18 protein-coding genes and 1 pseudogene are annotated in these 22,686 nt (G+C 63.3%); 14 read left to right on the forward strand and 5 right to left on the reverse strand.

Translation table 11 applies throughout. The features are described 5' to 3' along the window. Positions 1-35 precede the first annotated feature (35 nt). A pseudogene (locus XH96_RS39245) lies at positions 36-230 on the forward strand (IS630 family transposase); the annotation flags it as partial. Here the strand turns inward: XH96_RS39245 and XH96_RS26660 are convergent. Together XH96_RS26660 and XH96_RS26665 are read right to left on the reverse strand one after the other, a co-directional pair. Further along, complete coding sequence (locus XH96_RS26660) at positions 227-2,392, reverse strand: ADP-ribosylglycohydrolase family protein (RefSeq protein WP_194388385.1); 2,166 nt, start codon at positions 2,390-2,392, stop codon at positions 227-229. The pseudogene XH96_RS39245 and the gene XH96_RS26660 overlap by 4 nt on opposite strands. Positions 2,393-2,423: 31 nt before the next feature. Further along, complete coding sequence (locus tag XH96_RS26665) at positions 2,424-3,365, reverse strand: LacI family DNA-binding transcriptional regulator (RefSeq protein WP_194388386.1); 942 nt, start codon at positions 3,363-3,365, stop codon at positions 2,424-2,426. Between the two features lie 186 nt (positions 3,366-3,551). Between XH96_RS26665 and XH96_RS26670 the strand changes: the two genes are divergently transcribed. Genes XH96_RS26670 through XH96_RS26680 form a run of 3 tightly spaced genes read left to right on the forward strand, consistent with a single transcriptional unit; the run spans position 3,552 to position 6,572 of the window. Then, positions 3,552-4,892: an ABC transporter substrate-binding protein gene (locus XH96_RS26670; RefSeq protein WP_194388387.1), complete on the forward strand. Its 1,341-nt coding sequence runs from the start codon at positions 3,552-3,554 to the stop codon at positions 4,890-4,892. Between the two features lie 7 nt (positions 4,893-4,899). Continuing rightward, a complete protein-coding gene (locus XH96_RS26675) occupies positions 4,900-5,748 on the forward strand; it encodes a carbohydrate ABC transporter permease (protein ID WP_194388388.1) in 849 nt (282 codons plus the stop codon). Then, positions 5,745-6,572 carry a carbohydrate ABC transporter permease gene (locus XH96_RS26680; protein WP_194388389.1) on the forward strand — a complete coding sequence of 276 codons (828 nt, stop codon included), beginning with the start codon at positions 5,745-5,747 and terminating at the stop codon, positions 6,570-6,572. Before XH96_RS26675 ends, XH96_RS26680 begins: the two co-directional genes overlap by 4 nt. 183 nt (positions 6,573-6,755) lie before the next feature. Here XH96_RS26680 and XH96_RS26685 read toward each other — a convergent pair whose 3' ends face one another. Continuing rightward, the gene (locus tag XH96_RS26685) at positions 6,756-7,421 is read right to left on the reverse strand and encodes a TetR/AcrR family transcriptional regulator (RefSeq protein WP_194388390.1); all 666 of its coding nucleotides are present in this window, start codon (positions 7,419-7,421) and stop codon (positions 6,756-6,758) included. 147 nt (positions 7,422-7,568) lie between these two features. On the opposite strand from XH96_RS26685, the gene XH96_RS26690 reads away from it, so the two are divergent. The 8 genes from XH96_RS26690 (at position 7,569) to XH96_RS26725 (ending at position 16,624) form a co-directional block, all read left to right on the forward strand. Further along, entirely contained in the window at positions 7,569-8,936 is a 1,368-nt protein-coding gene (locus XH96_RS26690) for an aminotransferase class III-fold pyridoxal phosphate-dependent enzyme (protein WP_194388391.1), read from the forward strand. 41 nt (positions 8,937-8,977) lie between these two features. Next, entirely contained in the window at positions 8,978-10,087 is a 1,110-nt protein-coding gene (locus tag XH96_RS26695) for a class II histone deacetylase (protein WP_194388392.1), read from the forward strand. A 138-nt stretch (positions 10,088-10,225) separates the two neighbouring features. Beyond that, positions 10,226-11,521, forward strand: a complete 1,296-nt coding sequence (locus tag XH96_RS26700; RefSeq protein WP_194388393.1) for an ABC transporter substrate-binding protein — start codon at positions 10,226-10,228, stop codon at positions 11,519-11,521. Positions 11,522-11,533: 12 nt separating this feature from the next. After that, entirely contained in the window at positions 11,534-12,349 is an 816-nt protein-coding gene (locus XH96_RS26705; RefSeq protein ID WP_194388394.1) for an ABC transporter ATP-binding protein, read from the forward strand. Beyond that, a complete protein-coding gene (locus XH96_RS26710; RefSeq protein WP_194388395.1) occupies positions 12,342-13,070 on the forward strand; it encodes an ABC transporter ATP-binding protein in 729 nt (242 codons plus the stop codon). Before XH96_RS26705 ends, XH96_RS26710 begins: the two co-directional genes overlap by 8 nt. A 4-nt stretch (positions 13,071-13,074) precedes the next feature. Beyond that, the gene (locus XH96_RS26715; RefSeq protein ID WP_194388396.1) at positions 13,075-13,959 is read left to right on the forward strand and encodes a branched-chain amino acid ABC transporter permease; all 885 of its coding nucleotides are present in this window, start codon (positions 13,075-13,077) and stop codon (positions 13,957-13,959) included. A 7-nt stretch (positions 13,960-13,966) separates the two neighbouring features. Then, positions 13,967-14,995: a branched-chain amino acid ABC transporter permease gene (locus tag XH96_RS26720; protein ID WP_194388397.1), complete on the forward strand. Its 1,029-nt coding sequence runs from the start codon at positions 13,967-13,969 to the stop codon at positions 14,993-14,995. A 15-nt stretch (positions 14,996-15,010) separates the two neighbouring features. After that, on the forward strand, positions 15,011-16,624 hold the full coding sequence (locus tag XH96_RS26725) for a GMC family oxidoreductase (protein WP_194388398.1): 1,614 nt from the start codon (positions 15,011-15,013) through the stop codon (positions 16,622-16,624). Positions 16,625-16,793: 169 nt separating this feature from the next. Here XH96_RS26725 and XH96_RS26730 read toward each other — a convergent pair whose 3' ends face one another. Continuing rightward, a complete protein-coding gene (locus XH96_RS26730; RefSeq protein WP_194388399.1) occupies positions 16,794-17,717 on the reverse strand; it encodes a helix-turn-helix domain-containing protein in 924 nt (307 codons plus the stop codon). Positions 17,718-17,889: 172 nt separating this feature from the next. Between XH96_RS26730 and XH96_RS26735 the strand changes: the two genes are divergently transcribed. Both XH96_RS26735 and XH96_RS26740 read left to right on the forward strand, forming a co-directional pair. Next, complete coding sequence (locus XH96_RS26735; protein ID WP_194388400.1) at positions 17,890-18,348, forward strand: hypothetical protein; 459 nt, start codon at positions 17,890-17,892, stop codon at positions 18,346-18,348. Between the two features lie 79 nt (positions 18,349-18,427). Continuing rightward, positions 18,428-21,349, forward strand: a complete 2,922-nt coding sequence (locus XH96_RS26740) for a winged helix-turn-helix domain-containing protein (protein ID WP_194388401.1) — start codon at positions 18,428-18,430, stop codon at positions 21,347-21,349. 43 nt (positions 21,350-21,392) lie between these two features. Here the strand turns inward: XH96_RS26740 and XH96_RS26745 are convergent, their stop codons facing one another. Beyond that, on the reverse strand, positions 21,393-22,685 hold the full coding sequence (locus tag XH96_RS26745; RefSeq protein ID WP_194388402.1) for a threonine/serine exporter ThrE family protein: 1,293 nt from the start codon (positions 22,683-22,685) through the stop codon (positions 21,393-21,395). Position 22,686 lies beyond the last annotated feature (1 nt).

The raw sequence follows: 22,686 nt of genomic DNA on the forward strand, positions 1-22,686 counted from the left end.
CGCGCTTTGGTGCGCGTTGCCCCTGATTGTCCCCGCGCGGCGTCTATCGCAGTGTCGCTGCCCTCAGGGCGGATATCACCTCGTTCATCGAACGACACGATGCCGATCCGAAACCATTCCGATGGACCAAGTCCGCTGATGACATCCTTGCTTCCAGCGGGCGCTTCTGCCGATACAATGCCGCGGCAGAAGACGGAGCAATGTTGCGAACTTCTGGTTCAGGACACTAGCTTGCGAGCATCGCATTCGAGGAAACGCGTACTTCTGCAGTCGAGATCGAACCGCTCTCAACGAGAAGCGCGACCGCTCCGCCGGTGAGCGGCAGTTCGCCAGTGTCTCTAACGGTGAACATCTTCTTGCCGTCGACATGCGTCTCGATACACGTGCCGGCCACGCGCAGCTCAACTTTGTATTTGCGGTCGAGTTGCCAAGCGAATGGCTCGCTGGCGAGCACGATCTCGTCGTGCACACGCTTGACCAGTTGCACACGGCCACCCTCGACGCGATCGAACATGACTGCATAATACCGCTCACGACCCTGAACGCGGGCGGCGAGACCCCACGCGTTCGCCAGCAGCGGCGTAATCTCCGAGGTCACTCTATAGTCCCTCCAGTCGCGCGAGCCCTGTGCGATAAAGCCGAGACCGTTACCATTGGTGACGCGCAGCCCCTCCCATCGTGTCTGGAACTGGCTGACATTGTTGACCCAGGCGTGCTTCCACATCGTGCTGAGGTTGCTGTCCGGCCGCTTCAGCACCGTATCCGGCGCGCCGGACCAGGTCAGGTAGTCCAGGTAGAGTGTGCCGTCGACGCCGAGCGGATCAAGCGCCTCGATCTCGATGCCGATTTCGAAGATTGGATATGCGTGCGTCTCCGGCACCTGCCACACCAGTACGGCTTGGGAGCCGTCGGCAAGTACCTGCGCGTCGGCATGAATCTGCACGAGCTCGTCCCTCTCGTCATAGATGCTGGCAAAAAGCCGCGCGGTGACCGCGCCGCCATTCAGCTCCGACTCAAGCCGGCACTCGACACGCTGCCCCGAATACAGCGTTGGACAGGCCACGAGCTGATAGATAGGCATCGTAAACACCTCCTTGTCGAAGAAGGTGGGACTGGCTACTCGTGCGACCCGGCCTGGCGCGAGGCGGCGGAAGTCGATCGCGAGGCTGCGCTCGCCGGTCCGGCTGTGGCCGACGACGTTGCTGAGTTCGACCTCGTGCAGCCGGGCCGGCGAACTGCCTTTGGAATGGAAGCCTTGCAGGCTGCCGGGGAAGTTGAAGTTGAAACGCGCACCGTTCTTGGCGGCGGCAAGTGCCGGCGCACCGGCGAGCGCCAATCCCGCCGCAACCAACGACTGCGTCTCGATCACCGCATCAGTGATGGCGGCACCGCCATCAGCGGTCGAGATGTACATGCGGTCGGCGATGGGGGTGCGGAAATCCGGCCCGGCATCGAGCCCGGCAAGGCCGGAGCGGATGCCGAACAGGCAGCCGACATTTCCCGCGTTGCAGTCGGTATCCCAGCCGGCCGTGTTGGCAATGCGCATCGCCTCCTGGAAACTGTTCGCGCCGTAGAGCGTCGCCAGGATGATCAGCGCGTGGTTCGGAACGACGTGGCAATTGCCGGGAAACTTGTCGTAGCCGTAGCGATCAGCGATCAACGCCCGGGTTCGCTCCCAGTCGTTGCTGTTGTCGCCGGCGTGCCAGTCGCGGACATCGTTCACGACGCGGCGGATCAGCGCGTCCTTTGGCACGAAACCAAGGCCGACATCGATCAGCTTCTGCACGTCGCGTTCGACGAAAGCCTGTGCTTCCATCGCTGCGAGCAGCTTTGCCGCATGCACGGATTCGCCATCATGGCTGACGCGCCCGGCCTGGTCGGCGAGATAGGCAGCCTGCTCCGGATTGCCGGGGCTCACCATCGCCCATCCGTCGATGAAGATCTGCGCGCCGATCTGCTCGGCCACGGTCGTCCCGTTCAACTCGATCGAGCCGCTCTGTGGCGCGGGAATGCCGGATTTCAGGCGGAGATAAGCTGTGTGCTCGGTGGAATTGCCGATGCCGCCCCACCAAAGGACGGCGCGCTCCTCGACGATGTAGTTCAGCCACGCCTCGCCGACCTGCTTTGCGGTCAGGCGCTTGGGATAACCATTGTCCGCAAGCGCGCGCGGAAACGCGAAGGTGCCAGAGACGTCGTCGTCGGTGACGACGAGATGATGAGATCGCAGCGCGACATCCCTACGCTCGTTAACGTAATAGTTGATCGGCCCGAGTTCCTTCATGATCCGCTCATAAGTCCAGCCCTCGAAGGGACGGCCGAGATAGACCCCGATGAGCTTGCCAAGCACGCCGGCATAGACGCGCTCCGCGTAATCATGAGGAATAAAGGTCATTGTTTCACTCCCACGTTCATGCTTCGCCCGTTCAGGCCGACGTGCGTTTCATGATCTCGAACTTCAGCTCATGGCTCTTGCCCGGCGCCTCGAGCCCGCCCGGCAGCAGCCGCCTTACCAGCGTCCTCGCCGCGAGCGCGCCGAGGTCGAATTCCGGCTGCCGCACCGTGGTGAGGCCGAGCAGCTTTGCGACCGGAATGTCGTCGAAGCCGGCGATCGCTATATCGTTGGGAATCGAGAGCCCGGCAATGCGCGCCGCCTCCATCGCGCCAAGCGCCAGCACATCGCTGGCGCCGAACACGGCAGTCGGGCGCTCTTTTCGCTCGAGCAGCCGCTTCATCGCGCGAGCGCCGGATTCCTCGGAATATGCGCTATCGGTGATGAAATCGGGCGACAGACCTGCGTCCCGCATCACCGCACCGTAACCCTGTGCTCGGCGTTGGCTCGGGCCGAATTCGGCCTGAATCATCGCGATGCGGCGATGCCCGCGCGCGATCAAGAAACGCGTCATCTCGGCTGCGGCCTCGACATTGTCGATATAGACGCTGTCGATCGCAAGAGGCCCATCCGGCTTGTGCTGACTCTCCAGCCGTACCAGCGGAATTCCGTTCCGTGAGAGCACCGCGAGCTGCGAAGCGCGCAGATGAAAAAAGGTCGCGACGACGCCGTCGGCGCGCCCCTGCAACAGCCATTCGACGGCGCGCACCTCGCCTTCCGGACGGCCGTCGGTATCGAAGATCAGCACGTCGTAACCGGCCGGCGCCGCGACCGTCTGCAAGCCGCGCACGAGGCCGGGATAGAACGGGTTGGTAATGTCGGGAATGACGCAGGCGAAGGTCATGGTCCGCGCGCTGCGCAGCATCCGCGCCGGATGGTTCGGCCGATAGCCCAGTTCTTGCGCGACTTCGAGGATGCGCGTGCGCGTCGCCGGCGGGACGGAGGGCGTCTCAGCCTTGTTCAGGACGAGCGACACCGCGGCCTGCGAAACGCCGGCCGCGAGCGCAATATCCTTCTGCGTGGGACGGGACGGCGCCGCTATGTCGCGCCCTTTCCCCCGCTTCGTCCTCGTTATTGACGTCGCCATTTCGCTTAGTTATACGTATTACTAAGACAAATCAACAATTGTCACCAGTGTTCGAGGAAACCGAGGTTTCATCCCATGACCATGACCCGACGCCAGCTCGTTGCCTCCATTCCCGTTGCGGCCCTTGCCGCGGGCCTGCCGCGCGGCGCCACTGCCCAGGACGGACGCAAGGTCGTGACGTTCTGGTTCGGCCAGGCGAATTCGGACGGCCAAGCCGCGTTGCGCAACGATCTGGTCGAGGCCTTCAACGCCTCGCAGGACAAGTATCTGCTTCAGCTCGAGGTGAAGGGCGCGGCGGTCAACAACCTCCTGAAGGTCGCTCTCGTTGCCGGCAACGGCCCTGACATCGTGCAGACCGCGGGCCCTGCCTATCTCACCGCGATCGCGAATGCCGGCCAGGTCCTGCCGCTCGACGATTTCGCTGAGAAGTACAAGTGGAAGGAGCGCTTCCTCGCGCCGCTGCTCAACACCAGCGTCTATGGCGGCAAGCTCTACGCGCTGCCACGCGACTACGAGTCGATGCATTTGTTCTACAACAAGGAGCTGTTCAAGCAGAACGGCTGGAAGCTGCCGACCAACCGCAAGGAGATGGAAGAGGTCGCCGACGCCGCGCTGGCCAAGGGCATCATCCCCTTCGGCGCCGGCAATGCCGACTGGAAGGGCGTCAACGAATGGCTGATGACGGTGTTCTTCAACAACGTCGCCGGCCCCGACAACGTCCGCAAGGCGCTCGCAGGCGAGCTTCCCTGGACGGCACCGCCCTTCGTCGAAGCGGTCGAACTGTCGAAGGCCTGGTACAACAAGGGCTATTTCGGCAAGAACTACTTCTCGCTGACGATCGAGCAGAGCTTCCTGCAGGTCGTGAACAGCAAGGCAGCGATGGCGTTCAGCGGCACCTGGTCGTTCGGCACCAAGTCCTACGGCATGTCGAAGCCCGATACGGTCATGGACGTGGCGCCGACGCCGACGCTCGGCTCGGCCTTCTCGGGGTCACTGGTGCATCTGGCCTGCGGCGCGACGCTGTCGATCGCAAAGACCTCGCAGAATGCCGAAGGCGCTGCTGCCGTGTTCGAGTTCATGCTGACCCGCAAGTTCTACGAGACCATGAACCGCGACTGGCCCGGCAAATGGGCCCTCCCCGTCAAGGACCTGCCGCCTGAGATGCTGAGCGGCATCGGCTATCCCCTGTTCGAGAAGACCATCGCGAATCTGCACGAGGCCTTCAGCAAGGGGCAATACGGCTTCACGACCTGGACGTTCTGGCCGGGCGCGACCAACTCCTACCTCATCGAGGGTATCGAGCAGGTCTGGCTCAACAAGATCACGCCGGATGCCTACCTGACGCGGATGCAGACGCTGTTCAGCCAGGAAGCCAGGGAAGGCAAGGTTCCGCCGCTGCCGCCGCGGACGGCCTGATCCCACAATGTGGCTGTTCGCGCTTCCGGCGCTGCTGATCAATATCTGCATCATCCTGGTGCCCGCCGTGCTGACATTCACGGCGGCGTTCTTCATCTGGGATGGCGTCGGCACGCCTGTTTGGGCGGGACTGGCCAATTTTCAGAACATGGTCGCCGATCCCGTGTTCTGGTCGGCGCTGACCAACAACTTCATCTGGACTGCGATCTTCCTCACCGTGCCGGTCTGCCTCGCGCTTGTCATGGCGGCCGCACTGTTGATGGCGCCGAAGGCGCGCATCGTCGTGCAGTCCATCATCTTCCTGCCGCGCATCATCGCAGTCGCCGTCACCGGACGCATTTTCCAGGGCATGATCTTCAGCCCGGCCACCGGCATCGTTGCCTGGCTGAACGAGCATGGATTTTCGATCTCCGATCCCCTCGCCGATCCCGATCGTTCGCTTTATGCGGTCGCGGCCGTCGACATCTGGCACTGGTGGGGCTTCCTTGCGGTCGTGTTCCTGTCGGCGATGCGGCAGATCTCCGTCGATCAGATCGAGGCGGCGCGGCTCGACGGCGCCGGCTTCTTCGCGCTGTTCCGCTACGTGCTGATTCCGGGCATCCGCCCGACACTGACGCTCATGCTGATCCTGACCGTGATCTGGTCGTTCCAAGTGTTCGAGTTCATCTTCATCATCACCCGCGGCGGCCCCGCCTATGGCAGCGAGGTGCTGGCGACGTTTGCCTACCGCCACGCCTTCTTCGAGGGCGATGTCGGCCAGGCCGCGGCGGCGGCCTGCGTCATGAGCCTGTTCGGCCTCTGCGCCACCGCCGTCTATCTCTGGCTCCAGATCACCGACGACGCGCAATCGACATGATCGGAGACCGCTGGAGCAGGACGTTCGCCCTGGGGCTGATCGGCGTTGCATCGTTCAGCTCGCTGCTGCCGATCGTGCTCGCCGTGATGAACGCGCTGAAGACGACGGTCGAGATCGGCAGCAATCCGCTGGCGCTGCCGACACAGCTGCACTGGGAGAATTTCTCCTCGGCCTGGCGCAACGCCCAGCTCGGCCCGAGCCTGCTGCACAGCGCCGAGGTCGCGATCCTGACCATCGTGATGGTCTGCGTCACCGCGACGCCCTGCGCCTACGTTCTGGCACGGCAGAAGGGAAAATTCTGGCGCTTCATGACCTTCTACTTCATGGCCACAATCACCGTGCCCGTGCAGCTCTACCTCTATCCGCTCTACTTCATCTTCGCCAAGCTCGGCCTCGTCAATTCGATTCCCGCCGTGGCGCTGATCTACACCGCGATGTTCTCGCCATTCGCGATTTTCCTCTTGCGCACTTATGCGCTGGCGATTCCCGTGGCGCTGGAGGAAGCCGCCCAGGTTGACGGCGCAAAGCCATGGCAGACATTCTTCTACGTGATCCTGCCGATGATGCGGCCGGGGCTGCTCACGGTTGCGATCATTGTCGGATTAAACGCCTGGAATGAGTTCGTCATCGCCGTGACGTTCCTGCAGAACGACAGCAACGTCACCGCGATCGTCCGCTTCTACAATCTTACAGGCCAGTACTCGACCGACTGGGGCGAGATGCTCGCCGCAGCCGTCACCATCGTCCTGCCGATCGTCGTGATCTTCGTGCTGCTGCAGCGTCAGTTCATAGACGGCATGACCTCCGGGGCGGTGAAGTCATGACCCCTGTATTTCAGGTCCAATCCACCACCTTCCAATTGAAGCTCAAGGATGGACTTGATGCCGTAATCTGGCGGGGCGACGATTGAAGCGAAGCAGGCTCCGCAAGGCGAGCGCCCAAGGCAAGATGCCGATCCACTTCGCCGTCGAGCGGATAGCCGACCCCGCCGACTTATGCCGCAGCGCTCATCCCCGCGTCGCGGGCCTCCGCGCCTTTCGCGCTTTACGGTTGTTCGACAGCCCGCTTGCGAATACCTGAGTCGCCGCGATCAGCGTCTCGATCGCGTGCGATGATCTGGCCCTGTTCGGCTTCGCCAGCTCCTGCAACAATAGTCCATCGATACCGGCCAGCATGAACCGCGCAACGTCGGCGCACTCAGCCACGTCGAGCTCGCCGGTGCGCCCGGCAACGCCCTGCAGGATGTCCTGATAAACCTTGATATATGCATCATATTGATAACCCGCGAGCCCGACTGCATCGTCGCGCCGGAGCGCGTACAAGGTTAGCTCGTACTGCACGATCTGCAGCTCGAGCGTTCGCGTCAGGTAGCGCCAGCCGGCACGCAAGGACCCGCGGATGCAGCTTGCGATGTCAGCCGTCTCGCCGGTCTCCTCGCGCAGCGCCGTGGTCGTCTCATCGATCAGATGTTCGAGCACCGCAAGCAGCAGCGCGCTCTTGCTCTCGAAATGGTAGTGCAGCGTCGCGAGGCGAACGCCGGCACCGGCCGCGATGTCGCGGGTCGTCGTCGCCGCGACGCCCCCGGTCGCAAGCGCCTGCAAGGCGCCCGCGATGATCTGGCGCCGCGTCCGCTCGCCCTTGGCGCCGACCTGCTCGCGTGCTGCAGCTGTCATCCGTCTCTCCAATGCGCGCGGGATTGTCTATCTCGTGGCGCACAAATTTGCATGTTGCACAAAATTGGTCATTTGACCAATTTTTGTCCCCGTGTTTATGCTTGAGGCAGCGAACATCGAAGTTCCGGGGAAAACAGGAACGAGAGCATGACCACAGCAGCCGCTCGCAACAACGACACGCTGACTCGTCACGTCGTCTACCCCTTCGCGAATGCCAATTTCCTCGCCGAGAATCCGCCAATCTGCATCGAGGGCGGTGACGGTGTCTATGTCTCGGACGGCCAGGGCGGTCGCTATCTCGACGGACAGGCCGGGTTGTGGAACGTCAATGTCGGGCATGGCCGGCCCGAGATCAAACAGGCAATCATCGAACAGCTCGATCGTCTCAGCTTCTATTCCACCTTCGGCAACACCACCAACAGCCCGTCGGTCGCGCTCGCGGACGAGCTCTGCCGGCTCGCCGAGCCGGAAGGCATGGTCCGTACATTCTTCTCATCCGGCGGCTCGGAGGCGAATGAAGCTGCCATCAAGCTCGCCAAACAGTATTGGCGGCTCGCCGGCCAGCCGCTGCGCACCAAAATCATCTCGCTGCGCGGCGCCTATCATGGCGTGACACTCGGCGCGTTGTCGGCCGGCGGCGTCAATGTCTACAAGGAGCAATTCACGCCGCTGCTGCCGGGCTTCTTCCAGGTCGAGACACCGCACGTCTATCGCAACCCCTTCACGTCGGATCCGGAGGCACTCGGCCGGCTCTGCGCAGAGCTGCTGGAGCGCGAGATCATCTACCAGGGTCCGGACAGCGTCGCGGCCTTCATGGCCGAACCGGTGCAAGGCGCCGGCGGCGTGATCGTGCCGCCTGCGAATTTCTGGCCGCTGCTGCGCGAGGTCTGCGATCGCCACGGCGTGCTGCTGATCGCCGACGAGGTCGTCACCGGCTTCGGCCGCTCCGGCAGCATGTTCGGCAGCCGCGCCTGGGGCGTGAAGCCCGACATCATGGTGTTCGCCAAGGGGATCAACAGCGGCTACATCCCGCTTGGCGCGACCTTGATCAACGTGAAGGTTGCAGCGGCCTTCCAGTCCGACGACAAGTCCCAGTTCACGCCGCGTGCCTTCATGCACGGCAACACCTATGCCGGGCATCCCCTCGCCTGCGCGGCCGCGATCGCCAATCTGCGCATCGTCGAGCAGGAAGAGCTGCCGGCCAATGCCGGCAAGGTCGGCGCTTATCTGCTGGCGCGGCTGAAGGACATCCAGAAGCGCCATCGCAACATGGGTGACGTGCGCGGCAAGGGACTGATGATCGGCATCGAGCTGGTCGCCGATCCCGAAACCAAGCGGCCGTTCGATCTGGCGGAGAATTTCGGCCAGCGGATCTGGGAGAGATGCGTTGCCAAGGGCATCCTGATCCGCAACCTCGCCGATACGTTCATCATCTCCCCGCCGCTCACCTTCACGACCGAACATGCCGACAAGATTGCGGATACGTTCGACGAGGCGATCAGCGCGGTCGAATAGATCAACACGAGGGCGGCGCGTCAGGACGAAGGATTGCACGCATGGCTACTGGGTTTGTCTGCCATGAACTTTACATGTGGCACAACACCGGCAACTGGGCTCAGGTGTTTCCGCCGGGATTGACGATCCAGCCAGGGACCCATGCAGAAAATCCGGAAACCAAGCGCCGCATCCGCAATCTGGTCGAGGTCAGCGGCCTGCTCGATGAGCTCGTGCAGATCAAGCCGCGTTCGGCTACGGTCGCCGAGATCGCCCGCGTCCACACGTCAGAGCATATCGCGCATATCAAGCGTCTCAGCGACGCGGGCGGCGGCGATGCCAGCGAGCTGACGCCGCTCGGCGCCGGCAGCTACGAGATCGCGCTACTCGCGGCCGGCGGCGCGATCGCCGCGGGCGAAGCGGTCGCATCCGGCGCTGTGACCAATGCCTATGCACTGGTCCGCCCTCCCGGACATCATGCGCGCCCCGAGCTCGGCATGGGCTTCTGTCTGTTCGGCAATGCAGCGGTCGCAATCCGCCATCTGCAGGCGACGGGCAAGGTCGGCCGCGTCGCAGTCGTCGACTGGGATGTGCATCACGGCAACGGGACGCAGGCGATCTTCTACGAAGACCCCAGCGTGCTCACCGTCTCGCTGCATCAGGACAATCTGTTTCCGCCGAACTCGGGCGCGCTCGCCGAGAACGGCGCTGGTGCCGGCGAAGGCTACAACATCAACGTGCCGCTGCCGCCGGGATCTGGTGTAGGGGCCTATCGCGCGGCGTTCGAGCGCGTCGTGCTGCCCGCGCTGCATCGCTTTGCGCCAGATATGATCGTAGTCGCATCGGGCTTCGACGCGTCAGGTGTCGATCCGCTCGGCCGCATGATGCTGTCCTCGGCGGCCTATCGCGAGATGACGCGCATGCTGCTCGCCGCCGCCAAAACCTTGTGCAACGGCCGCATCCTGATGACACATGAAGGCGGCTATTCCGAGATGTACGCGCCGTATTGCGGGCTTGCGGTGCTCGAGGAGCTGTCGGGCGTGCGGACACATATGGCCGATCCCTGGGAGCCGCTGATGGCCGCATGGGGCGGTAACGATCTGCAGCCGCATCAAGCCGCAGTGATCGAGGCCGCCGCCGCACTGGTGGCGCGCCTTCCTGCCACGCGCTGAGTTCACTCGATGGTGTTGTCGATAAATGGGATTGCCGGATGCCATGGCATGGTTCGTGCAGCAACGACCGCCGTGCATCTCTTGCTTTAGAGGGAGGCGTCGGATTGTCCGCGCCATTGACGAGGGGTACTGACGATCATGATTGACCGACGTTCACTTCTCGGCGGCGTTGCCGCCGGCGCGGGTTCGATTGCAATGCTGGCAAGCCTGAACGGTGGAGCTCGCGCCGCGGGAGCACCGGTCAAGATCGGCTCGGCACTGCCGATGTCGGGCTTCGCCGCCGCAGATGGCATCGAATTCAAGAACGGCCTCACGCTCGCCGCCGAAGAAATTAACGCCGCCGGCGGCATCCTCGGACGCCCGATCCAGATCGAGATCGAGGACACCAAGGAGATGGGCGCCGACATCGTCACCCAGGCGATGCAGCGCCTGATCGATCGCCATTCGGCCGGCGCCATCATCAACGGCTACAATGTCGGCACCAACATGGTGGAGATGGACGTCGCCGCCGACAACGACGTCATCTTCGTGCATTACAACACGCTGATCTCGCACAACACCAAGTTCCTCAGCGACCCGCAGCGTTATTATTCGTGCTTCCAGGGCGACCCGCCCGAATTCTATTACGGCCCCGGCTTCCTGCTGTTTCTGAAGTCGCTGATCGACAGCAAGCAGTGGAATCCGCCGAACAAGAAGATCGCGATCATCCCCTCGGCCAACGAGTATTCGATCGTGATCGCCAACGCGATCCGCGACCGGCTCACGGAGTTCGGCTTCGAGCTCGGGCTCTACGAGACGGTGCCCTTCCCGACCAATCAATGGGGACCTACGCTTGCCAAGCTGCGGCAGAATCCACCGGCTGCGATTGCGGTGACGCATTTCCTGCCGCAGGATCTGGCACAGTTCATGACCCAGTTCCTGCCCGAGCCGACGCAGAGCCTAGTCTACATGCAGTACGGACCTTCGTTACCGGCGTTTCGCGAGATCGGCAAGGAAGCCGTCAACGGCGTGATCTATTCCACCGTAATCGGCTGCCTGCCGGATGAATTCTCCGCGGCCTACCGCAAGACCTATCGCGAGAAGTTCGGCGCCAAAGCTGCCTTCATCACGGGCTCGCAGACCTATGACGGGCTCTGGCACTACGCATTGTCGGCCGCGATCGCCGGCGGCGCCAGCGAGCCCAACAACAAGGAGCAGACCCGCAAGGTTTCGGAAGCGATGAAGCGGCTGATCTATCGCGGCGTCAACGGCATCTATCACGCCGATCCGAAGGGTCAGTCCGCGTTCTGCTATCCGACCCAGGTCAAGGATCCCTCGCTCGGGATGGCGCACCAGTTCCTACAACACCAGGATTATCGCACCGATCCCAAGCTGATCGCGCCTCCGCTCTACGCCGTCGACGCGATGAAGCTGCCGCCGTGGATCAAGGCGTGAGAGGCTGGCGCGGTGACCTCTCCTGACCGGACGAACGATCCACTGCTCGTCTGCGAGGACGTGACCAAGACGTTCGGGTCGCTCCGCGCGGTGGACGGTCTCTCCTTGACCGTCCGGCCCGGCGAGGTGGTCGGCCTCGGCGGGCCGAACGGCGCCGGCAAGACGACTTTCTTCGACGTCGTCACTGCCGTCACCCCGATCACCGACGGCCGCATCCTGTTTGCGGGACGTGACATCACCGGTCTTGCGGCGCACGAGGTGTGCCGCGCCGGCATCGCCCGTACCTTTCAGCTCAATGCGGCCTTCGACAGTCTGTCGGTTCAGGAGAACATCGAGGTGGCCGCGCATTTCGGCCATAGCGAACGCCGCTTTCCCGGTTTTGCCATCAGTCGTGTCGCCAGGCAGAGCGCCGCCACAGCGCTCGATCTCGTCGGCCTTGCGGGGCGCAAACGCATCGCACGTGACCTGCCGGTGCTCGACCGCAAGCTGCTGATGATTGCCGGCGCCGTTGCGACCTCGCCGCAATTGCTGCTGCTCGACGAGCCGGTCGGCGGCCTCAGCCCGTCAGAGGTCGACCGGATCGCCGACGTCGTGAAGCGGCTTTCGGCCTCGGGGATTGCGATCCTGCTGATCGAGCACGTCATGCGCTTCCTGCTCTCGCTGTCGACGCGCGTCGTGATCATGCACCATGGCAAATCGATCTTCGAAGGCGCGCCCGCGGCGGTGGCCGACGACCAGACCGTGGTCGAGACCTATCTCGGCAAGGCCGCGACCAGCCGGTTGAAGGCCTTTTTCGTCAAACAGCCCGAGATGAGCGCACATGGTTGAACCGTCGAACTCTCCCTGCCTCGTCGTCAATGGGCTCGTCACCGGCTACGACGGCCGTAACGTCCTCACCGGCATATCGCTGTCGGTCGATCCGGGTGAGCTCGTCACCGTCGTCGGCCCCAACGGCCACGGCAAATCCACCCTGCTGCGTGCGATCTCCGGCCTGCTCCCGGTGCGCAAGGGATCGATATCGCTGAACGGCCGCGTGATCTCCGGCCAACCGGCGCATCGCGTGGCGGCCAACGGCGTGATCCATGTGCCGCAGGGCGATCTGTTGTTTGCAGGGATGAGCGTGCTCGAGAACCTGCTGATGGGCGCCTATCTCGATTCCGATCAGGCGGCAGTGGCGCGGCGGCTCGAGGAGGTGTTCACCCTGCTGCCCAAGCTTGCCGAGCGCCAGACCCAGATTGCCGCCAGCCTCTCCGGAGGCGAACGGCGCATGGTCGGCATCGGCCGCGGCTTGATGATGAACGGCTCGGTGATGCTGATCGACGAACCGTCGCTCGGCCTCGCGCCGATCATCATCGAGCAGATCTACGAGGTGATCGCGCGGCTGAAGGCGAGCGGCCGCACCATCCTGCTGGTCGAGGAGAACCCCGCCCGCGTCGCCGACATCGCCGACCGCATCCATCTGCTCGACAACGGTGCCTTCGTCTGGTCGGGCGAGCCAGCCGTGCTGCTGCAGCGCGACGAGCTGCTCGCAACCTATCTCGGAGGCTGACGACGTGGAGATCATAGGACCCGTACTCGTCTCTGGCATCACCACCGGCGCCCTGTACGCGCTGGCGACACTCGGTCTGTCGCTGGTCTGGGGCTCGCTCGGCATGCTCAACATGGCGCATGGCACACTGTTGACGCTCGGCGGTTACGCGGCCTTCACGGCAGCCAGCCAGCTCGGATTGCCGGTGCCGCTTGCGGTGCTTGCCGCTACCGCGGTCGGCGGCGTGATTGGGGCGCTGATCTTCGTGCTGGTCGCCTACCCGCTGTCGCGCCGCAGCCCCGAGACCTTTGAGACCACCATCATGATCGCGACCTTCGGCGTCGCGCTCACGCTCGAGAATGCCGTGCTGCGGCTCTATGGCGGCCAGCCGCTGGGGCAACCGCTCTCGGTTGGCGGCGCGATCAATCTCGGCGGCTTCGCGCTACCCTGGCAGAACCTCATCATCGTCGTCAGCGCCATCGCACTGATGGGCGCTACCGCGCTGTTCCTGACCCGCACCAAAGCGGGCCGCGCCATCCGTGCCACCGCACAGAACCCTGATGCCGCCAAGCTGATGGGCGTGCCGGTCGCGCGGGTCTATCTGCAGGTCTTGATCCTGTCCGGGATGCTCGCCGGTGTCTGCGGTGTCCTGGTGTCATCGATTACCCAGCTCTCACCCTCGCTCGGCGCTGATCCGATGCTGAAGGCCTTCATCATGTGCGTGGTGGCAGGGCTCGGCAATCTGCCGGGCGCGATCATCACCTCGTTCGGTCTCGCGATCGTCGAGGCGCTGGTCCAGTTCCTGGCCGGCGCGCGATGGGGTTTCCCTGCTCTGCTCGCCATCGTGATCCTGGTGCTCATCCGCCGGCCGGGCGGATTGTTCGGCCGGGTCGAAGTGCGGCGTCTGTGAGGTCCATGTGAAACGCGAAGATCTCGCCCATCCCCTGGTCGGCCTCGTCGTCCTCGCCGCGGCGATCGCGCTGCCGTTCTATGTCGACAGCCGTTACGTGATCGGCCAGGTCACGCTCGGCCTATTCTATGCCATCGTCGCCTCGCAGTGGAACCTGCTGTTCGGTTTCTCCGGCGTTTTCTCGCTGGCGCAGATGGCGCTGTTCGGCTTCGGTGGCTACGCCACCGCGATGCTGTGCTTCTATTTCGGCCTCAACATCTGGGCCGCGATGCCGCTCGCGGCTGTTGCCACCGTGCTATTCAGCCTGGTGATCGGCGCGGCCTGCCTGCGGCTGAGCGGCGCCTATACCGCGCTGCTGACGCTTGCGGTCGCGCAGGTGATGTATCTTTTGATCGTCACCGACACGGACTGCTTCGTGATGGTCGGCACCCAATGCCGGCAACTCACCGGCGGCGCGGTTGGATTCGCTCGCTTCGGCGATCTCGGCACACGCGCGATGTTCAAGGCCAAGTTCCTGGTCGCCAACTACGCGCTAGTCGTGGCGCTGTTCGCCATCACGATGGTGTTCACCTGGGCGATCATCCGCGGCCCGATCGGGCTCGCCTTCCGGGCGTTGCGCGACAATCCCGGCTGCGCCATGGCTCGCGGCATCAGCCGCTTCCAGATGCAACTCCTGGTGTTCGGACTGTCGGCATTCTTCACCGGCCTCGCAGGCGGGCTCTACGCCGCGCATTTCAACGCGATCGGTCCTGGCGTGCTGTCGTTCTCGCAGCTGTTCTTCATCATCGCCATGGTGGTCGTGGGCGGCATCGGCCGGCTGTGGGGACCGCTGGTCGGCGCCATCGTGCTGGTGGCCGCCGACGAGGCGATGCGCGAGATCGGCGAATTCCGCTCGCTCGGGCTCGGCATCATCATCGCCGCCGTCATGGTGCTGATGCCAAACGGGCTGATCGGCCTCTTTGAGAGCATCTGGAACCGCTTGCGCACGCGCAACCCCGGGATGACAGCAGAGATGTCCGGTGAAACGCCGGCGTGACCCATGGAGCGAGAGATGTACGATACGATTATCGTGGGCGCCGGTTCGGCCGGATGCGTCTTGGCCAACCGGCTGTCTGCGGATCCGGCCCGCAAGGTGCTGGTGTTGGAAGCCGGGCGCGCCGCGCCGTTGGCGTCGGACATTCCGTCAGACTGGCCGACGATGTTCAACACCGCGGTCGATTGGGGCTTCTACACGGAGCCGCAGGCCGGTTGCCGCGGCCGCCGCGTGTTCTGGCCGCGCGGCAAGATGGTCGGCGGCTCCGGTGCGATGAATGCGATGATCTATATCCGCGGCCTGCCCTCCGACTATGACGGCTGGGAAAAGGCCGGATGCACCGGCTGGGGCTGGCGCAAAGTGCTGCCGGATTTCATCGCCTTTGAGAACAATGCCGACTTCACTGACAGCCCGATGCACGGCACCAAGGGCCCGCTCTATGTCGCGCACGTGCCGTTCGTCGATCCGAACGAGCAGCTCTGGCTCGAGGCGGCCAAGGCCGCCGGTCATGCGCACAATCGCGACTTCAACGGCGAGAGCCAGGAAGGCGCTGGCTTCTTCCAATTCGTGATCAAGCAGGGCGAGCGCTTCGGCACCGGCAAGGCCTATCTGCGTCCGGCGCTGTCGCGGCCCAATCTCACCGTCAAGACCGGCGTACGCGTGATCCGGGTGGTCATAGAGAAGGGGCGCGCTACCGGCGTCGAGTATCTCGAGAACGGCCAGTTCAAGACTGCGCAGGCATCGAGCGATGTCGTGATGTCCTCAGGTGCGATCGGCTCCGCGCAGCAACTGCTGCTGTCGGGCATAGGCCCCGCCGACGAACTCAAGAACGTCGGTGTGACGCCGGTGCACGACCTGCCCGGCGTCGGCAAGGATCTGCAGGACCACATCAACATCCCCATTACCTTCTACACCAAGGAAAAGATCGGCGTCGGCGCCTGGACCGACGAAAGCCTCGAGGCCAGCCTGAAGGAATGGCAGGACAGCCGCAGCGGTCCCCGCTCCTCGCCTTGGGTCGCGGCTGGCGCGCATGTCCGCAGCCGTCCGGACGTCGAGCCCGATCTGCAGCTCTATGGCGCGATCAGCCCGCACCGTGACTACGTCCGCTTCCTGTCCTCGAAGCCGGGCATCACCTTGCACTCGACATTGCAGCGGCCGAACAGCCGTGGCGAACTGACCTTGCGCTCGGCCGATCCGCTGGAATATCCGGCAATCGACCCGCGCTACTTCTCATCCGATCCGAGTGGCCGCGACATCGCAACGCTGGTCGAGGGCGTGCGCATCAACCGCCGTATCGCCGCGCAGTCACCGCTCAAAGAGCTGATCGAGGGTGAAGTCACGCCGAGCATGGAGGCGACCAGCGACGCCGACATTGCGGAGTATGTGCGCGGCCATTGCACCACGCTGTATCACGCCTCCTCAACCTGCCGCATGGGCAACGACAAGATGGCGGTGGTCGATCCCCAGACCTTCAAAGTGCATGGCCTCGAAGGCCTCCGCGTCGCCGACGCCTCGGTGATCCCGATCATGATCTCCGGCAACATCCAGACGCCGACGATCCTGATCGCCGAGCGTGCGGCCGCGGCGATCTGCCATGGCGACGTTTTTCAGGCGGAGCGTACCGGCCAATGAATTCTGCAACCAAACGAGCGATCGGCCTTATCCGATGGTCAGAATAGTTCGGTTGCCCTCACCTGTGTTGCTACGCAGTCGCCGGATAACCTCTCTGCCAAACTCGTCGTATTTGCCGGTCCTTCCGATGGGGCAGATCCAGATACTCCCACTCCGAAGCGCGCCAGCCTTATCCTTCCGAACGAGTTCGGCGCCATAGGCCAGGGCTCGTGCCGACGGTGCGCGAAAACACCCGCGTAAAATAGCTCTGGTCGCCGAACCCGCAGATCAGCGCGATGTCCGCTAAGGAGAGCTTCGTGCCCGCCATCAGCCGCTTTGCCTCTTCGATACGAAGCCGCGAGAGGTATTCATGCGGAGCGACACCCGTGCTGCGCCGAAACGAGCGAGCGAAGTGGCTCGGAGTCAGCTTGCATTCGGCCGCGACGTCGGCGATCGTCAAGTTGCTTGAGAGGCGCACGCGCATGATCTCTTTGGCTCGGCGCTCCTGCCATGGAGCAAGGCCGCTTTCCTGGGCGCCCTTGCGGGCGCAAGCGCCATATGTCTGCGCGAAGTGGGCCAGCAAGCTCAAGCCGAGCTGATCAATGAACAGACTGTTGTTGGCGTTCTCTTCCTCCAGTGCAGTCAAAAGCACACTGGATAGGGCGGAAAGATAGGGATCACGCCGACCACGATCCCAACTCAGGGTCGAAATCGGCTTCGTACCATTCTCGTAGGCAAATTCGTCGAGTGCGCGGCGCGGGATATAATATTGGACGGCGTCGACCGGACCTTTGAACTCGCACTGGGGAGTGTCACGCAAGTCGATGACGCTCACCGTCCCGGCCTGGAATGAGCCTGAATATCGCTGGCGCCCGGCGAGCCAGCAAGAATGCCGGTCCAGGTCGCCGAGTTGATGAAGAATGCTGAAGGCTTGCTCCGAGGGAATTGCGGCGGTCCGCTCCCGCAGCAGACGGTTGCACGTCAGTCTCGTGACGGCAAGCGCGAGCTTTCCTTGACGGTTGATCTTGCGGAGACAGTCGCCGTCCATACCGAGATGGGCGGCAAGTCGGCGACCATAGAAACCTTCGAATGAGCCGTCGCCTTCTTCGGCCATTGGAGTTCCCAGGATACCGCAGACCCGGCCGATGGTTAGGTTCTGCTCCACTTACTCGCCAGTAAAATGTTCCAAAAATCACCGTTCTCCGGCTCATAGAAACAGTTTGCAGTCGCGGACTACCTGGGAATTTGCAAAATTTTGCTGGCCGCGACGCCAGCCAGGGAGGAATATGGCTCATTATCAGGGCAGGAACCCCATGAGCGGCAATTTAACCCAGTTCGGCGAGGACTTGCGTCCTCACCTGCTCCGTTTGCAAGCCAGTTTGAATAACATCAACGGGTTGTTCGCAAGCTGCCCGCCAACGGACGACGCCCAGTGCGCGGAGCAGCTCGATAACTTGCGCGCGCTTGCCATTGAGTCTTGCGCGCGTGCCGGGAAGCTTCGCGAGACGCTCGAAGCCGGACTTGCACGCGATGCAGTCCTTGCCGACGAGACGCTGCCCAGGTGGGTGTTGGGACGGCAGACCGCGCGACTTCACGCCCGCGCCGATTCGATCGAGCTGCTGGCCGCGGCCGCCATGGAGTTGGCCAAACTGTCCGCAGTCCAGGCTGAAAGCATTACGATGACCGCCATCGTGGCGCGTCGGCAGGCGGTCGCCGTGCAGGTGCAGCGGGACAATCAGCCCTGAATCTACCGTCGGTGGGTGGACACCCTGGGGCCCTCCGGGTTAATGAGGCCGCTTGCATGATCCAGCGGCTGATCAATGGATGTCCGATCGCGACGATAGAGCACTGCGTACGTTTCTATTCGGACCGTTTCGTCTTTCCACGTCCAAGCGTATCCTCTTCGAAGATGACCGCGACGTCCGTCTCGGCGCAAAGGCGATCGAGATCCTGATTGCGCTCGTTGAGCGGGCCGGAGAGCTGGTCAGCAAGCGCGAGCTTCTGGAGATCGCCTGGCCGGACACCGTCGTCGTCGAGGCGAATCTTACGGTGCAGGTGGCGGCGCTCCGCCGCACCCTGGGCGAGGACGACAACGCGAATCCATACATCGTCAACATCCCCGGCCGCGGGTACAGGTTCGTCGCTCCGATAAGGGTGCTCGACGAACCCGGTCAGCACGACCACCCGGCTCTGGCGACGAATCACAACCTACCGGCTCAACTCAACCGCTTGATCGGGCGGGACGAAGCGGTCGAGACGCTCAAGCAGAAACTGGCCAACGGACGTCTCGTCAGCATCATCGGCTCGGCAGGCGTAGGAAAGACCGCCCTGGCGCTTCGGTTGGCGGAAACGATGCTTCCGCAGTTTGAGCACGGTGTATGGCTGGTCGACCTCGCCTCGATCACAGACCCCTCGCTGATATCGAGCGTGATCGCGTCCGCCCTCCCGATCGAAGTCCGTTCCAGCGACGCCCTTTCGGGGGTCGTCTCCGCGGTGCGAACCAAGAACGTGCTCTTGGTCTTCGATAATTGCGAGCACCTGATCGAGGGGGCGGCCGCCGCCATCAGCACGATACTGCTGGCAGCGGACAGGACGAAGGTACTGATCACGAGCAGAGAGCCGCTACGCATCAATGGCGAGCAGGTATTCTCCCTCCCGCCCCTTTCCCTGCCTCCGCCGCAAGCGGATCTTCGTCTCAAAGACGCTCTGGCCTACCCGGCGGTACAGCTGTTCGTCGAGCGAGCAGCCGCCGTCACCAACGATTTCGAACTCGATGATACGACCGCCGCTGACGCCGCTCAGGTCTGCATAAGGCTGGACGGGAATCCGCTTGCGATAGAGATCGCCGCGGCCCGCGTGAGCGCGTTCGGCGTCAAGGGTTTGGCCGGCAGACTAGAGGATCGCCTCAGCCTTCTTGAAGACGCTCGCCGCGGAACGCCTGCGCGGCACCGGACAATCGCTGCGGCCATCGACTGGAGCTACCAATTGCTCAGCGAGCGCGAGCAGCTTGTGTTCCGCTGCCTTGGCATCTTTGCGGGAAGCTTCAGCCTCGAGGCTGCGGTCGCGATCGTTCCGCACGGGGACCACGACACGGCGCTCATCGTCGCCGATCTCGTCTGCAAGTCCTTGCTCTCGGTTGACGTCGGCGACAATGGAACAAGGTTTCGACTCCCGGAAATCGCGCGGGCTTTCGCGCTCGGCAAGCTGATCGACCAATCCGAGCAAGACATGCTGGCCGCCAACCTGGCGTCCTGCCTGACCGCGATGCTGCGGAAGTGCGCTGACGGCCCGAACCGGGTGCAGATGGCCCGCGACGCGGTCAAGGAGCTGGACAACGTCCGCGGAGCTCTGGATTGGGCCTTCGCTGCGAACGGGGAAAAGAGCGCGGGTGTGGCTCTCGCCGTAGCTGCCGTGCCCGTGTGGCTGGAAAATTCACTTCTCGCCGAATGCATTGCGTGGACCTCGAAAGCAGTCGACAGGCTCGATCCAACCGCCGAATGCGAGCGAGATGAGATGGTCCTGAAAGCTGCGCTCGGTCTCACCATGATGTACACAGAAGGCATGACCGGCCGCACGCGCGAGGCCTTGAACAGAGCGATCGCGATCGCGGTCAATCTGGAAGACCACAAATGGGAACTCAGGGTTCGACTTGCCTTCGTTCTCTTCCTGCATCGACGCGGCGATCTGAAGGCCGCGCGAGCCGAAATAGAACGGATGGACCGGCTCGTTTCGGACATCGATGAGCCGATTGCCGTTGCCATGGTCAAAAGTGTCAAGAGCGAGTCCTTGTACTTCAGCGCCCGATACCCGGCCGCCTTCGATCTCGCTGTCCAGGCGCACTCCTACTTTCAAACGCATCCCGACACATCGACGATCGGCCGCTGGGGCGTGAATCATTCGATCAATGCCCAGTGCGTCATGGCGTCAGTCGATTGGTGCGAAGGTCGCTTGGACCGCGCACGCCGCACGTCTCTTGCCGCCCAAGAGGCGGCTGAACGGACTGGACACCCCACTGCGATCTGCCAGGCGCTCGTCTGGTGCTGCACGATCTACCTCAGGATGGAAGAGCTCGATCTTGCCGAGGCTGCCATCCTCCGGCTGCGCCAATTGGCCGAGGCCAACAATATCCAGAGCTATGTCTTCTCCGCGATGGCCTTCGAAGGCCGCTTGCTGTTCCTCCAGCGGGAGTTCGAGCGATCCGAACAGCTCCTGCGGACGGGAATCATCAATCTCAGCGATGCCCGCTACGACAATGCCCGCGTCCCGTTTCTGGGGCGGCTTGCCGAACTGCTCGCAGCGGCCGGGCGTCCGGAAGAGGCCGTGCTGGCTTCGACCGAATCGTTGGAGCGGACGAGAGCTATCGATGCTCTGGGAATGCTGCCGGACGCGCTACGCATACACGGCACCGCGCTGCAGGCGCTGGAAGGAAGTCAGTCGCGATCGGCCGAAAGCCACTTCCGCGAGGCGATCGCCATGTCGCGCCAGCAGGGAGCGCTGGGTTGGGAGCTCAAGGCAGCAGAATGCCTTGCCGACATGCTGAGGCTCCAGGGGAGGATCGAAGAGGCGTCCACTCTGCTCGGCCAGACACTCGGCCTGTTTCTCGAAGGACACGCGACTGCCCCATTTCGGCGCGCCAAGCGCATTTTGGAGGATTTGCAAGGAGCGGTGTCGGAGGAGGCAAGTGATCCAGCCGTGCGTGCCCTTGACCCGGGAGGTATGGATGGCTTGTCACGGCGGCAAGGGTGAATACATCGGTTGGAGCGACCCGCGCTCGTGTCGAGGCACTGAGCTAGCTGGGGGCTCCATGGCGACGGTCTCCGTTTCTGGAGAGCAGTAGCCACCCGTCGAACAACATCTTGGGGACGATTAGGCCCGTCGCCATGGCCAGCAGGGTCACCGATACTTTCACAACGTTGCTGGCGATCTCATACAGGTCCGAGACCGGCACGCCGGGCCCGGAGTTGACGATGGACAATGCGTCGGCGGCTGTCTGGAACATGAAAATGCCCGGAATGAGCGACACCACGGCTGCGAACGCGATTGCGCCAAAAGGCACGCGCAAACGGCGCGACAGCAAGGCACTGCTGAGTCCAGCGAGCGTGCAGCCTGCCAGCGCCCCGAGTTGCATGCTCGCACCGGCATCAAGGACGAGCCAGCGGAGGGCGTGTGCCGAGACACCAATCGCGATGGGCGCCGGCAGCATCCTCCAGGGCATATTGAAGAAGGCCCCGTAGGCGGCGACCGCGACACCCGCCGCACAGAGATCATAGAAAAAGGGAACCTGGACAGACGTCACGGGCGCGTCCAGACGCGTCGGGCCGAAGGAGAGGCCGATCAGGAGGCCAGCGCAGATCGCGACGATAACGAGGCTGGCGAACAGGACGCGCGCCGCTCCAAGCGCAATGCGCGCCCTGACGAGGTCAATCGCGCCGTTGAGAAAGTGAGGTCCAGGAACCAGCACCATGCAAGGACAGGCCGCCACGAGATGTTGCGATATCGCCAAGTGTGCGCTGCTCAAAAGGCTCACAATCGCTCCGGCGACCAGAGCTGCGGCGAACGGCTGCACGAAGGGGTTGCGGCTGACAAGGGACAAAAGACGCCGAATGCCCGCGCCGACGCCGGCGCTCACCGCCGTCCATCCGATCGTGGAGAAGTCGGTCGCACCAAAAATCACGCTCAGCGCTGCGGCGCCGGCGGCAGCCATTGCGACAAAGCGCGATAGCCCAACGGCAGGCAATCGAGCGATGTCGTCAAGCTGCGAGAGCGCAGCGCGCGGTGAACTCTTGTGATCGCATAGTTTATCGACCAGCAATTCGGTGGCATTGACCCTGGCCATATCGACGCCTAGCGGCTCTGCAGCAACCTCGGCGCCGAACGTGCATCGGTCCGGTAAAATCCTAAGATCTCCCCAGCGCGGGACGAAGGTCACCCGCGTTCCAAGTCCCCCTCCAAGACGCTCGACGGTACGCCGAGTCCCTTCTGTGGTTTCGCCGTGCACGAATAGTAACTCGGCGACTCGAATGATCACTCTGAGCGGGTCCGTCTCCCTTCGTTCAAGTTGGCGATCAGATTGTTCAGACATG

The organism is Bradyrhizobium sp. CCBAU 51765, assembly GCF_015291725.1.
GTDB lineage: Bacteria > Pseudomonadota > Alphaproteobacteria > Rhizobiales > Xanthobacteraceae > Bradyrhizobium > Bradyrhizobium liaoningense.